Source organism: Pseudoduganella buxea, from assembly GCF_009720835.1.
Lineage (GTDB): Bacteria > Pseudomonadota > Gammaproteobacteria > Burkholderiales > Burkholderiaceae_D > Rugamonas > Rugamonas buxea.
Map to the genome: position 1 here is coordinate 38202 of NZ_WNKZ01000006.1, position 13409 is coordinate 51610.

Genomic DNA, 13409 nt, shown 5'->3' on the forward strand with positions numbered 1-13409 from the left:
CTGTCCCCATTTTTCAAGCAATAGCGGGCGTCAGGCCCGGCGGGCTGCCTGCGCTGCCGGGGCCTCGTCAACCTCGTCCTCGTCGTCGTGTGGCTCCGTGTCGGCTTCGTCTGCCGGCACTTCGTCGGCGATGCCCAGTGCCTTGCGGATGGCCGTCTCGCTGGCTTCGGCCAGCTTGCGGCGGTGCGCGCCTTCGCCCTTGATCGAGCGCAGGATCGTCACGCGCGCGCGGATCGGCCGCCCGCCCAGGATGGTCAGCACGCTTTGCACGAAGGTGGTCTCGCCGATGAACTCGACGCCGGGATGGGGTTTCTTCTGGTCGTCCACGTAGCTGATCGCATACGGCTGCACGCGGCACTTGGCATCGACGGCCGCCTCGAACAGGTTGGCGTGGAACGGCAACAGCGTGCCTTGCGGTGCCGTCGTCCCTTCCGGGAAGAAGGCCACCCGCTCGCCCGCCTTCAGTGCCTGCACCAGGCCCTCGAAGGCGCGGCGCAGGTCGCGCCGGTTGCCGCGCGCGATGAAGACAGTGCCGGCCTGCTCTACCAGCCAGCCGGCCAGGGGCCAGGAACGGATCTCGGCCTTGGCCACGAAGCGGCAGGGATACAGCGCGTTGAGCACGAAGATATCCAGCCACGACACATGGTTGGCCACCACCAGCGCACGCGCTTTCGGCGCCGCGCTGCCGGCCGTGATCTGCACGTGCACATTGCAGATGGCCAGCAGGTGGCGCGACCAGCGCCGCACGTGCACTTCACGCGCGTCGCGGTCGATCCACGGGAACAGCAAGGCGCAGATGGCCATCCCGGTCAGCAGGTGCAGGACGAGACGGATCACGCGCAGGGCGAGGAGCATGCTGGACTCTCTTCAGCGGCTGGCCGCGCCGGCCTTCCGTTCATACGCCACGTGGCCGGCGACGATGGTGGCACGGACCTGGCCCACCATCTCGTAGCCGAGGAAGGGCGTGTGCTTGCCCTGGCTGGCCAGCGCCGGCGCTTCCACCAGCCAGCGCGCGCTCGGATCGAACAGCACCACGTCGGCCATGCTGCCGACGGCCAGCTGGCCCGCATCCAGGCCGGCCACGCGGGCCGGTGCCGACGTCACGCGCGCCAGCGCCTTGAACAGCGCGTCGCCCGGGCCGTGGTGGCCGCCGATGTCCTCGGCCCATTTCAGGGCCAGCGACAGCAGCAGTTCCAGGCCGGTGGCGCCGGGCGAGGCTTCGCCGAAGGGCAGCAGCTTCTCGTCGTCGTCGACGGGCGTGTGGTCCGAGCAGATCGCGTCGATGGTGCCGTCCAGCAGGGCGGCGCGGATGGCTTCGCGGTCGCGCTGGCTGCGCAGCGGCGGCGTCAGGCGCGCGTTCGGGTCGAAGAAATTGATGTCCGCGTCCGTCAGGTGCACGTGGTGGGCGCCGACGTCGCACGTCACGGCCAGGCCTTCGGCCTTGGCCGCGCGCACCAGTTCCAGGCCGGCCGCCGACGAGATGCGGCACAGGTGCACGCGCGCGCCGGTGGCGCGCACCAGTTCGAAGATGGTGTGCAGGGCGATGGTCTCGGCCATCACGGGCACGCCGGACAGGCCCAGGCGCGACGCCAGCGGGCCGCTGTGGGCCACGCCGCCCTTGCCGATATGGGCGTCCTGCGGGCGCAGCCAGACGGTGTAGCCGAAGGTGTTGGCATACTGCAGCGCGCGCAGCAGCACGGTGGTGTCCTCGACGGGCACTTCGGCGTGCGAGAAGCCGATGCAGCCCGCTTCCGTCAGCTCGGCCATTTCCGTCAGGGCCGCGCCCTTCAGGCCCATCGTCAGCGCGCCCAGCGGATGCACGTGGGCCTGGTTCAGGCCACGGGCGCGGTGCTTCAGCATTTCCACCAGGCCCGGCTCGTCCAGCACGGGGTCCGTGTCCGGCGGGCAGACCAGGCTGGTCACGCCGCCCTGCATGGCGGCCTGCATTTCCGATTCCAGGGTGGCCTTGTATTCGTAGCCCGGCTCGCGCAGGCGCGCGGACAGGTCGACCAGGCCGGGCGCCACCACCAGGCCGGTGGCATCGAAGGTGCGCGCGGCCGTGAAGCCTTCGGGCGCCTGGCCCAGCGCGGCGACCTTGCCGTCGGCGATGAACAGGTCCTGGACGGCGTCCACGCCGTTGGCCGGATCGATCACGCGGCCGTTCTTGATATGTATAGACGTCACTGCATTACCCCTGGGTTTAACCTTGATTACCGGCCAAGATGCTCATCACCGCCATGCGCACCGCGATGCCGAACGTGACCTGCGACAGGATCACGGCCTGCGGGCCATCGGCCACGGCCGATTCGATCTCCACGCCCCGGTTCATCGGGCCCGGGTGCATGACGATGGCGTCCGGCGCGGCCAGCGCCAGGCGTTCCTGGGTCAGGCCGTAGCTCTTGAAATACTCCTGCGCCGACGGCAGCAGCGCGCCGCTCATGCGCTCGCTCTGCAGGCGCAGCATGATGATGACGTCGACGTCCTTCAGGCCTTCGTCCATGTTCGTGAAGGTGCGCACGCCCAGCTGTTCCAGGCCGCCCGGCAGCAGGGTGTGCGGGCCGATGGCGCGGATTTCCGGCACGCCCAGGGTGGTCAGCGCGTGGATGTCGGAACGGGCCACGCGGCTGTGCAGGATGTCGCCGACGATGGCCACCCGCAGCTTCGTGAAGTCCTGCTTGTAGTGGCGGATCGTGTACATGTCCAGCAGGCCCTGGGTCGGGTGGGCGTGGCGGCCGTCGCCCGCGTTGACGACGTGGACATGGTTCTGGCGCGTGTCGTGCAGGTGCTTGGCGATCAGGTAGGGCGCGCCCGACGAAGCGTGGCGCACGACGAACATGTCCGCGTGCATGGCCGACAGGTTGTCGATGGTGTCGAGCAGGGACTCGCCCTTGCTGGCCGACGAGGCCTGGATGTTCAGGTTGATGACGTCGGCCGACAGGCGCTTCGACGCGATCTCGAACGTGGTGCGGGTGCGCGTGGAGTTCTCGAAGAACAGGTTGAATACGCTTTTGCCGCGCATCAGCGGCACCTTCTTGACCTCGCGGTCGGACACGCCGACGAAGGACGACGCCGTGTCGAGAATCTGGTTGACGATGGCCCGGGGCAGGCCTTCGGTGGTGAGCAGGTGCTGCAGCTCGCCGTGTTTGTTCAGTTGCGGATTAAGCATGATCGCGTTCGATGGTCAGTTTGAATTGTCCCGTTTCGGCCTGCTGCAGGCGCAGCGCCTCGCCCTCGCCCATGCGGGTGTGGGCGGCGACGAAATCGGCCGCCACCGGCAGTTGCCGCTCGCCCCGGTCGACCAGGGCGGCCAGCATGATGCGCGCCGGGCGGCCGTAGTCGAACAGCTCGTTGATGGCGGCGCGCGTGGTGCGGCCCGTGTACAGCACGTCGTCGACCAGCACGATGGTGGCGCCGCTGACGTCGAAGCCGATGTTGGTGGGCTTCACTTCGGCCGGCAGGCCTTTCTTGGCGTAGTCGTCGCGGTAGAACGAGACGTCGAGCACGCCCAGGCGCTGCGTCAGGTCCAGGTCGCGCGCCAGGCGCTCGGCGATCCAGGCGCCGCCGGAGTGGATGCCGACGATGGCCGGCTCGTGGGCCCCGGCGATGCCGGCGCGGACCTGTTCCAGCAGGGCGGCATACAGCGCCTCGGCATCGAGGGTATTCGGATTGGATTGGGACATGTCAGTGTGGTGGATGCTGATCAAAATACTGTTGCAGGATGATGGCGGCGGCGCGGTCGTCGATGACTTCGCCCCGCTTGGCCGAAATCACGGCGGAGGAATAGCGCTCGTCGACCAGCTCGACGGGCAGGGCAAAGCGGCCGTGCAGCTGGTTGGCGAAGCGGCGGCAGCGCGCCGTCATCTCGTGTTCCGCGCCGTCCGGATGCAGCGGCAGGCCGACGACGATCTTCGCCGGGTGCCACTGGTCGATCAATGCCTTGATGGCGGCGAAGCGGGTCTGGTTGTCCTCGCCCTTGATGACGGCCAGCGGACTGGCGTGGCCGATCATCGTGTTCCCCATCGCCACGCCGATACGTTTGATGCCGAAGTCGAAGCCGAATACTGTTTCTGGTGCGGTCACTGGATCGGGCATGAACGTCAGGCGTGGCCCGCTTCGGAGGTGAGCATCAGCGGGTCGATGCCCAGCAATTTCATGGCGGCGACGTAGCGCTCCTCGATCGGCGTTTCGAACAGGATGCCGGGATCGGCGCCCACGGTCAGCCAGCCGTTGCGGCTGATTTCGTCTTCCAGCTGGCCCGGGCTCCAGCCCGCGTAGCCGATCGACACCAGCATGCGCTCCGGTCCGGCGCCGCGGGCGACGGCTTCGAGCACGTCGATCGACGTCGTGAACGCGACCTCGCCCGTGACCGTCAGCGACGACGAATAACGCGCGCCCGGCGTGTGCAGCACGAAGCCGCGGTCGTCCTGTACGGGGCCGCCGAACATGATGGGCTTCTTTTCCATGGACTCGCGCCCGGCCGTCACTTCCAGGTCGATGCGCTCGAACAGGGTTTCCATCGTCATGTCCGTGGGCTTGTTGATGACCACGCCCAGCACGCCGTTTTCATTATGCTCGCACACGTAAACGACGGTGCCGCCGAACACGGGGTCCTGCATGGATGGCATGGCGATCAGGAAATGATTGGCCAGGTTCAAGGCAGGCGTCGTCATCGCGTCAGATTGCTGCAAAGGGTCACTGTTTCCCTGCAACAGGCCAGGAACAGGTAGAGGTTTGCTCACTTTGCTTTTCTTCATACGCTGCTCTCTCTGCTGGGGGCTGTATCGTGGTCGGAATACACCGCACGGAAGCTTCCCGTATGGAAATTTCGTACGACATACCGACAGTTTACTATGAATTGCCGGATCGGCCACTGAATCTGACTTCGGGGGCCTGCACTGCGCCATGCAAGGCTGATTGTAGGCAATAATTCCACCTGTCGTTTGACCTGGAACAAATTAGATGCCTACAAGAAATTCGACCCTGGTGTGGTTCCGCCGCGACCTGCGCGCCTTCGACCACGCCGCCCTGCACCATGCGCTGGTGCAGGCCCGCCAGGACGGCGGCGCCGTGTACTGCGCCTTCGTCTACGACACGCCGATCCTCGACGAGCTGCCGCGCGACGACCGCCGCGTCGCCTTCATCCACGCCTCGCTGGCGGAACTGGCGGCCGAGCTGGAAGGCTTGGGCGGCCACCTGCTGGCCCGCCATGGCGACGCCCGCACCGTCATCCCGGCCCTGGCTGAAGCGTTGAACGCCGGCGCCGTGTACGTCAATGCCGACTACGATCCCGCCGCCATCGCACGCGACGCGACCGTCGCGGCCGCGCTGGAACAGGCCGGGCGCGCTTTTCACGCCTACAAGGACCAGGTCATCTTCGAAAAGAGCGAGGTGCTGTCCCAGGCCGGCCGGCCCCTCACCGTCTTTACGCCCTACAAGAACGCTTGGCTCAAGCAACGCAACCTCGACCCGCAGGTGCTGGCGCCCTGGCATGTCGACCCGCATGCGGCCCAGCTGGCACCGGGGCGCAGCACCTTGCCGGCGCTGGCGGAGATCGGCTTCGACGAGGTCGACCTGGCTGCCGTTGGCGTCACGCCAGGCATGCAAGGCGGCGCCGAAGCCTTCGAGGCCTTCCTGCCCAAGCTGGCGGCCTACGGCACGGCGCGCGATTATCCCGCCGTGCCGGGCACGTCGCAGCTGTCGCTGCACCTGCGCTTCGGCACCGTGTCGGTCCGCCACCTGCTGCGCACCGTGGGCGAATTGGCCGAGCGGGGCGCGGCCGGCGACGGCGGCGCCATCTGGGTGTCGGAACTGATCTGGCGCGAGTTCTACCAGCAGATCCTGTTCCACTTCCCCTACGTGGTGCGCTCGTCGTTCAAGCCGGTCTATGACAAGGTCGAGTGGGAAAGCGGCCCGGAAGCGGACGAGCTGTTCGCCGCCTGGTGCGAAGGGCGTACCGGCTACCCGCTGGTGGACGCGGCCATGCTGCAACTGAACCGCACGGGCTTCATGCACAACCGCCTGCGCATGGTGACGGCCAGCTTCCTCGTCAAGGACCTCGGCATCGACTGGCGTCGGGGCGAAGCGTACTTCGCGCTGAAGCTGAACGACTACGAACTGGCCTCGAACAACGGCGGCTGGCAGTGGGCTGCGTCATCCGGCTGCGACGCCCAACCGTTCTTCCGCATCTTCAATCCCGTCACGCAGTCGCAGAAATTCGATGCCGACGGCAGCTTCATCAAGCACTTCCTGCCCCAACTGGCGACGCTGACCGCAAAGGAAATCCACGCGCCGTGGCTGGCGCCGGGCAAGGCGCCGGACTATCCGGCCCCCATCGTCCAGCACGACGTGGCGCGGCAACGCACCTTGGCCCGCTATGCCGTCGTCAAGGCCGGGGCCGGCGTATAGTATCGGCTCCACAACCCGCCGCCATCCCATGCCCGATCACGCCCGCCGCCGTGCCCTCGCCGGCCTGACTTCCCTGGCCGCCCTGGCGGCCTTCGCACCGCGCGCGCCGGCAGCTTCCCCTGGCCTCACGGCCGCGCAGCTGCAGGCCGACCTGGCCTTCCTGCGCAAGACGCTGGCCGACACCCATCCGGACCTGCGCTTCTCCGTTGACCCCGCCGCGCTCGACGCAGGGCTGGCCGGGCTGGCGGCCAGGATCACGGACGGCATGACGCGCGACGCCGCCTGGGCCCTGCTGGCGACCATCAATCCCCTGTTCGCCGACGCCCACCTGTGCGTGACGTGGCCCGACTGGCGCGGCGCCGTGCATGCCCACCTGGACGGCGGCGGCACCCTGTTCCCCTATGAGGTGACGTTGGACGCAAGCGGCCTCGCCATCGACACCCTGCTGGGCGGCGCGGCCACGCCGCTGCGGGGCGCGCGCATCGTCGCCATCGACGGCGAACCGGCCGGCGCCGTCACGGCGGCGCTGCTGGCGCGGGTGCACGGCGACACGGCACGCTTTCGCATGCACCTGCTGGGCCGGCGCTGGTGGTTCTACCACTGGAAGCTGCGCGGCGCGCCGGCCAGCCACCACCTGACCTTGACGCACAACGGCCGCACGTGGACCGTCTTCACGCCCGCCAGCGCGGCCACGCCCGACCTGCTGCAACAGGAGGCGTCGTTCGAACGCCAGTTCAGCCTCGACTTCGAGCCTGATGGCAGCGCCGTGCTGACGGTGGGCTCGTTCGGGCCCACCGATCCCGCGCGCGTGCAGGCCTTCCTGCGCGAAGCGTTCGCCACCTTGCGCGAACGCCGCACGCGCAGCCTGGTGATCGACATTTCGGCCAACGGCGGCGGCGACGACGCCGTCTGGCTCGACGGCCTGCTGCCTTGCCTGGCGACGCAGCCCTACCGCACGGGATCGACGTATCGCAAGAAGGTGCTGGAGACGAATGCGGCGAAGGGCGAGCGGGCCGGCGACGTCGTCACGGGCGAAATTACGACGTGGCGTCCGCCGCAGCCGGACCACCCGCTGCGTTTCGCCGGCAAGGTGCGCGTCGCCATCGGGCCGGCCACGTATTCCTCGGCCATCCTGTTCGCCAACGTGATGCGCGACTTCGGCTTCGCCACGCTGGCCGGCACCGGCGGCGCGGCCCGCCGCGCGCAATCAGGCGGCGTGCGCAATTTCACCTTGCCCAATTCGGGACTGGCCCTGTCCGTGCCCCGCTTCGTGCTCGATCCGCCCGCCGGCGGCCCGCCCGGCGCCCTGCTCGAACCGGACAAGGCCTAAGCCTCCCGGGAAAATTCGGGGACAGTCCCGGAAAAGTCCGGGGCACTTGGGAAAATTCGGGGACTGTCCCCGAATTCTGGTCGTGGCGTGTCGGAGAAGTCCGGGACTGTCCCGGACTTCTCCTGGCACCGCCGCCGCGCTCAGCCTGCCGGCAGCAGCCCGGCGATGGCGCCCAGCAGGATCGACTCCTGGAACGGCTTGCCGAAGTAGGCGTTGACGCCCAGTTGCATGGCGTAGTTGCGGTGCTTGTCGGCGCTGCGCGAGGTAATCATGATGATGGGGATGTCATCCGTGCGGGCATCGCCCCGTACGTTGCGGGTCAGGTCGAAGCCGTCCATGCGCGGCATTTCGATATCGACCAGCATCAGGTCCGGCAAGGCGCCGCCCTGGCGCTCGTGCAGCTGTTCAAGCGCGTCGACGCCGTCCTTGGCCAGCAGCACCGTGTAGCCTTCCCGCTCCAGCAGCCGCTGCGTGACCTTGCGTACCGTCAGCGAATCGTCCACCACCATGATGGTGCTGGCCGCCGCCTTGGCGGCCGGGTCGACACCAGCGGCCGGCGCCGCCACCTGCAGTTCCGGATGCTGCGCCACGTGCTGCATCAGCAGGATGGGGTTCAGGATTAATACGATCTCGCCCGAACCCAGCACGGTGGCGCCGGCCAGGCCCGGCACGCGGGCCAGTTGCGGGCCGATGTTCTTGACCACCACTTCGCGGTTGCCGAGGATTTCGTCGGCCTGCACCACCAGCCGCTCGGCGCCGGCGCGCAGCACCAGCACGGGGTGGGAGCGCTGCGCCAGCGGCCGCGCGCCCGTGTCGCCCAGCAGGGTGGGCAGATAATGCACGGGCAGCGCCTGGCCGTGCACGTCCAGGGTGCCCCGCTCGAGCATGCCGGCCCGTACCTGCAGCACCTGCTCGACCAGCACGGCCGGCAGCGCGTGAGTGCGGCCACCGGCGGCCAGCAGCACCACCTGCGTCACGGCCAGGGTCAGGGGCAGGTGGATCGTGAAGCGCGTGCCCTGCCCATCCGTGCTGACGGTTTCGACGCGCCCGCCCAGGGCCTGGGCTTCGGAGCGCACCACGTCCATGCCGACGCCCCGTCCGGCCAGTTCCGTCAGGGTGTCGGCCGTCGAGAAGCCGGGCTGGAAGATCAGGTCGGCCACGGCCGCATCGTCCAGCGCCGCATCCTCGCCCAGCAGCCCGAGGCTGCGGGCCTTGGCGCGGATGCGGTCCAGGTCCAGGCCCGCACCGTCGTCGGAAAACGCCAGCACGATCTCGTTGCCCTGCTGGCTCACCTGCACCAGCAGTTCGCCCGTTTCGGCCTTGCCGGCGGCGGCACGCGCCGTGCGTGGCTCGATGCCGTGCACGATGGCGTTGCGCAGCAGGTGTTCGAACGGGGCCGCCATCCGTTCCAGCACGCCCCGGTCCATTTCGACGCCGGCGCCGCGCAGGTCCAGGTTGACCCGCTTGTCCAGCTCCTTGGCGCTCTGGCGCGCCACCCGGTACAGCCGCTCGGCGATGCTGCCGAAGGGGACCATCCGCACCCGCATCAGGTCGCGCTGCAGCTCGCGCGTCATGCGCGCCTGCTGCACCAGGTCGTCGCTGGCGCTGTCGACGGAGCGCACCAGGCTGTCGTGGAAGGAGCCGACGTCGTCGACGCTTTCGGCCATCATCCGTGTCAGCTCCTGCAACCGCGTGAAGCGGTCGAATTCGAGGGGATCGAATTCCCGTTCGCCGGCCACCGACAGGCGCGACGCGATCTGCGATTCGGCCTGCACTTCCACTTCGCGCAACTGGCGGCGCAGCCGCGCCAGGTTTTCCTGGAAGTCGGACAAGGCCGTGCGCAGCGTACCCACTTCGTTTTCCAGCCGCGAGCGGGAAATCGCCACTTCGCCGGCCTGGTTGACGAGGCGGTCGAGCAGGTCGGCCCGCACGCGCACCAGCGGCACCTGGGCGGCGGCATCACCGGCATCGGCCGGCGCGCCTTGCGGCTGGGCAGGCGCGACGTGCACCGGCGAATCGGACGCCGGCGCCGCGGCGGCGCTGCGGGGATGCTGCAGCTGCTCGAACAGCAGCAACGCGTGATCGTAGTGCGCGAGCAGCTCTTCGAACGCGTGCGGCGTGGCGCTGCCGGCGTTGGCCATGCTTTCCACGTGCGTTTCGATTTCATGGGCGTGCTGGCCCAGGCGCATGGCGCCGGCCATGCGCGCGCTGCCCTTCAAGGTATGCAGCACGCGCTGCAGCGTGTTGGCGTGGACCGTCTCGCCCGGCGCCTGCTGCCAGGCGCGCAACGCGGCACCCACCTGGGGCAGCAGGTCCGCGCCCTCTTCCAGGAACACGGGCAGCAGGTCGGCATCGAGTTCGTCGTCCACCAGCGTGGCCAGCGCATCGGAACTGGTCGCCAGCACGACGATCTCGACGTCCTGCTCGTCCCCTGCCAGGTCCTCCGGCTGCACCGGCACCTCGGCCGCCGCCGGCGGTTCCGGCTCGGCCTGTGCCGGTGCGCTGCCGACCAGCGTCTCCACGGCCGGCGGCGCGGGCGGCTCGACCACCACGCCCGCATCCCAGGACTCGGTCACGGGCGCGGCTTGCGTCAGGGGCGGTTCGGCGAAGGCGTCGTCGAAGGCGGCGGCGAACAGGTCGTCGATGCTTTCGTCCTGCGTCGCCACCTGCGGCTTGGGCGCTGGCGCGCCCCGTTCCGGCGCCGGGGGCGGTTCGGCCAGCAAGGCCTTGTAGGTATCGGCAAACAGCGCGTCCAGGCGCGCCGCCAGTTCGTCGATGGGTTCGGGCGGCTGCGGGGTGTCGTCGGCTTCGTCGGCGTCGTCCAGCTCCTGCGTCGGCGGCACCGGCTGCGCTTCCATCTCGGCCAGCAGGTTGTCGAGCTGCGCGTCGAGTGCCGTATCCGCTTGCGGCGCGCGTGCCAGGTCCTCGCGCAGCTTGTCCAGCGCGGCGATCAGCTCCGGCTGGTCGGACGGCATGTCGCCGCCGGCGAACGCGTGCACCAGCTGGCGCATGCGCTCGATGGCGAAATCGAACAGGTCGTGCTGGGCCGGATCGGGCGAGGCGGCCGGCTCCTGCTGCGCCTGCAGCACCAGTTCCAGCGCATACGACAGGTCGCGCAGGGCCTTGAAACCCACCGTGGCGGACGTGCCCGTCAGCGTGTGCACGGCCTGCAGGGTGTCCGGATCGACGCTGCTGCCCGGCGCCTGGCGCCAGAGCGCGAAGTCGCGCGTGATGCGGGCCACCAGCTGCCGGGCCTCGGCGACGTAGATGTCGAACAACGGCGTGGGCACGGCCAGGCGGCCGATGAAGGTCATGTTCTCGTCCGGCGCGGCCGCTGCGGTGAAGGCTTCGGCTTCGGTGTGCGCTTCGGTATCGGCTTGCTCCACCGGTACGGCGGCCGCGTGTTCGTCCGTCACGTACGGCGGCGCCGCCGGCGCTTCGACGCTGCGGCTGTCGCGCGGCAGCACGAACGGCTCGCCGTCGCGCACGCGCGTGGCCGCTTCCACCAGCGCGGTCGCGTTACGGGGCGAGACACCCTTCGCCACCAGCTCGTCGACCCACCCGTTCAATTCGGCGGCCACCCATTCCAGCAGGCCGAACAGCGATTCGTTGACGGGGCGGGCCTCGGCCAGCCACACGTTCATCGTCTTCTCGACGGCGCCGGCGGCGTCGGCGAACTGGTTCAGGCCCACCATCCGGCCGCTGCCCTTGAGCGTGTGGAATGAACGGCGCAGCATGGCCAGGTTTTCCACCGAACCGGCATCCAGCCGGGGCTGGGCCAGGGTGCTGCCGACGAAGGCCAGCACTTCCTGGGCCTCGCCGATGAAGATCTCCAGCAGTTCGGCCTCGATGGCCTGGTCGGCGCGGCCCGCCGGTGCCGGCTCCGGCGGCGGCTCGGGCACGGCCTGCGGCGCGGGCGCGGCGACCTGCTCCTCCAGCACGGGAATGGTATCGGGACCGGCGATCTTGCGGAACGGTACGGCGCGGAACGTGCCCTGGGCCGCATCGAAGGCGAAGCGTTCGCGCGCGCCGTCGGCGTTCTGCGCCAGCATGTCGACGAAGAAGCCCAGCGCGCCCACGTTCTGGGCAATGGCGTCCAGCGTGGCCGCATCGCTGCTGTCGTCCGCCAGTTTCGCGATGGCGCCGCGCACGTGGCGGGCCGCCGCCACGGCGTCGTCCTGGTCGGCGATCGCCAGCGCCCCTTCCAGCTGGTGCAGCACGCCGTCCAGCGCGCGCAGTTCGCCCGCCCGGGCCGGGTCGAGGTGGTACTCGTCGAGCACCTTCTCGACGTGGCGCAGGGCCGTCTTCATCTCCAGCGACAGCGCCACCACCGTGTCGTCCTGGCGCAGCCGCTGGGTCAGGCCGCTCTGCCACTGGGCCGGTTCCGGCGGCACCTGGCCCGCCACCAGGGCCTCCAGGCGCGCGCCGATGGTGTCGGCGTTGGCCGTGAAGTCGCCCGGCAGGTGGCGGATCTGTTCCAGCCCATGGCCGGCGAACAGCAGGGCCGTCGCCATCTCCAGGCCCAGTTCCTCGCTGCGCCCGGCCGGCACCACCGTGTTGGCCGTGACGACCAGCTGGCGCATCAGCGCGCCCAGTGCCGGCAGGTTCAGCTTGTCGCTGGCGGCGGCCACCAGGGCCAGGGCCTGGCCGAATTCGGCCGTCAGCGCCGGCGCCGGGCCGGACTGCTCCAGCCTTTGCCACACGGCGCGGGCCTGGGCCAGGCCTTCGCGGGCGCGCGCCAGCGCATCCGGGTCGATCTGGCCGTAGCGCTTGACGTCGTAATCGGGCGGCACCAGGCCGTCCAGCGCCCAGGCCCGGCGCAGCTCCAGTGCCAGCGGCGGCAAGGTGGCCGGATCGGCGGCGGCGATGAAGAACAGCGCATCGCGCAGTCCCGCTTCCGGCGTCTCCGGCGCACCCTGGGCCAGGCGGCGCAGCTGCAGGTTGATCAAGCCGAACAGCTGCTTGGCATACAGGCCGGCGCCCAGTTGGCCACTGGCCACCAGTTCGGCGAAGCCCTGCAGCGCCAGCCAGAATGCATGCGGCCGGCGCTCGCCCTGGGCCGCCGCCACTTCGGCGACGACGTCGCGCAGCGCCGCCGCGTGCGCCGCTTCGCCCGACTTCAGGTAAGGCAGCAGCGCGCGCTCGAAGCGCTGGCGCAGCGCGCCGAAATCGGCCGGTGCCGGCGCGCCCGCAGCCGGCAGTTCCGGCCAGCGCGACAGGTCGGGGAAGAACAGGTCGGCCGGGTGGATGCGCTGCGCGCCCAACAGCTCCTGCAGCGCGCGGTAGTACGGGAACAGCCGCACCGGCTGGAACGGCTCGCCGTCAAGCAGCTCTTCCAGGTATTCGACGATGGCCTGGTACAGCCGGGCCACCACCTGCACGTTGTCCGTGCTGCACTTGAGGGTGCCGTTCTTGAAGCGTTCCAGTGCTTCCTCGGCCAGCTGCGTGAGCAGCACGACGCCCTCGACGTCGACCATCAGCAGCGCGCCGTGGGCCTGGTGCAGGTGCGACTTGGCATGGCGCAGCGCCGTGGCCTGATCTTCCGGCTCCAGCCCGCCCGCCTCGAACAGGGCCGTGCGGGAACGGCCCAGCGCTTCGCGGATCTCGCCCATGACCCAGGACAGCGGGCCGGTATCGAACGGAGGTGGAATCGAAAAATCGTTCTGGATCATGC

Annotated in this window: 9 protein-coding genes; 2 read left to right on the top strand and 7 right to left on the bottom strand. The window is 69.5% G+C overall.

What is annotated here, in order from left to right; translation table 11 throughout:
• Positions 1-30: 30 nt before the first annotated feature.
• The 6 genes from GM672_RS03780 to GM672_RS03805 form a co-directional block, all read right to left on the bottom strand.
• Complete coding sequence (locus GM672_RS03780) at positions 31-855, bottom strand: lysophospholipid acyltransferase family protein (RefSeq protein WP_155469193.1); 825 nt, start codon at positions 853-855, stop codon at positions 31-33.
• A gap of 12 nt (positions 856-867) precedes the next feature.
• Entirely contained in the window at positions 868-2184 is a 1317-nt protein-coding gene (locus tag GM672_RS03785; RefSeq protein ID WP_170299916.1) for a dihydroorotase, read from the bottom strand.
• 16 nt (positions 2185-2200) lie between these two features.
• Positions 2201-3166, bottom strand: a complete 966-nt coding sequence (locus GM672_RS03790; protein WP_155469194.1) for an aspartate carbamoyltransferase catalytic subunit — start codon at positions 3164-3166, stop codon at positions 2201-2203.
• Entirely contained in the window at positions 3159-3680 is a 522-nt protein-coding gene (pyrR, locus tag GM672_RS03795; RefSeq protein WP_155469195.1) for a bifunctional pyr operon transcriptional regulator/uracil phosphoribosyltransferase PyrR, read from the bottom strand. The genes GM672_RS03790 and pyrR overlap by 8 nt, the downstream gene beginning before the upstream one ends.
• 1 nt (position 3681) lies before the next feature.
• Positions 3682-4020 (bottom strand): Holliday junction resolvase RuvX, encoded by a 339-nt coding sequence (gene ruvX / locus GM672_RS03800; RefSeq protein WP_371867024.1) that lies wholly within the window; start codon positions 4018-4020, stop codon positions 3682-3684.
• Positions 4021-4097: 77 nt separating this feature from the next.
• Entirely contained in the window at positions 4098-4754 is a 657-nt protein-coding gene (locus GM672_RS03805; RefSeq protein ID WP_155469197.1) for a YqgE/AlgH family protein, read from the bottom strand.
• A gap of 205 nt (positions 4755-4959) precedes the next feature.
• Between GM672_RS03805 and GM672_RS03810 the strand changes: the two genes are divergently transcribed.
• On the top strand, positions 4960-6405 hold the full coding sequence (locus GM672_RS03810; protein WP_155469198.1) for a cryptochrome/photolyase family protein: 1446 nt from the start codon (positions 4960-4962) through the stop codon (positions 6403-6405).
• A gap of 28 nt (positions 6406-6433) precedes the next feature.
• Positions 6434-7735 carry a S41 family peptidase gene (locus GM672_RS03815; RefSeq protein WP_155469199.1) on the top strand — a complete coding sequence of 434 codons (1302 nt, stop codon included), beginning with the start codon at positions 6434-6436 and terminating at the stop codon, positions 7733-7735.
• A 140-nt stretch (positions 7736-7875) separates the two neighbouring features.
• Here GM672_RS03815 and GM672_RS03820 read toward each other — a convergent pair whose 3' ends face one another.
• On the bottom strand, positions 7876-13407 hold the full coding sequence (locus tag GM672_RS03820; protein WP_229417541.1) for a hybrid sensor histidine kinase/response regulator: 5532 nt from the start codon (positions 13405-13407) through the stop codon (positions 7876-7878).
• Positions 13408-13409: the final 2 nt, after the last annotated feature.

What these genes read in the sequence shown, in the direction of transcription:
- GM672_RS03805 (WP_155469197.1), bottom strand. Translation starts at nt 4,754, where the DNA reads ATGAAGAAAAGCAAAGTGAGCAAACCTCTACCTGTTCCTGGCCTGTTG.
- GM672_RS03810 (WP_155469198.1), top strand. Translation starts at nt 4,960, where the DNA reads ATGCCTACAAGAAATTCGACCCTGGTGTGGTTCCGCCGCGACCTGCGC.
- GM672_RS03815 (WP_155469199.1), top strand. Translation starts at nt 6,434, where the DNA reads ATGCCCGATCACGCCCGCCGCCGTGCCCTCGCCGGCCTGACTTCCCTG.
- GM672_RS03820 (WP_229417541.1), bottom strand. Translation starts at nt 13,407, where the DNA reads ATGATCCAGAACGATTTTTCGATTCCACCTCCGTTCGATACCGGCCCG.
- GM672_RS03780 (WP_155469193.1), bottom strand. Translation starts at nt 855, where the DNA reads ATGCTCCTCGCCCTGCGCGTGATCCGTCTCGTCCTGCACCTGCTGACC.
- ruvX (WP_371867024.1), bottom strand. Translation starts at nt 4,020, where the DNA reads ATGGGGAACACGATGATCGGCCACGCCAGTCCGCTGGCCGTCATCAAG.
- pyrR (WP_155469195.1), bottom strand. Translation starts at nt 3,680, where the DNA reads ATGTCCCAATCCAATCCGAATACCCTCGATGCCGAGGCGCTGTATGCC.
- GM672_RS03790 (WP_155469194.1), bottom strand. Translation starts at nt 3,166, where the DNA reads ATGCTTAATCCGCAACTGAACAAACACGGCGAGCTGCAGCACCTGCTC.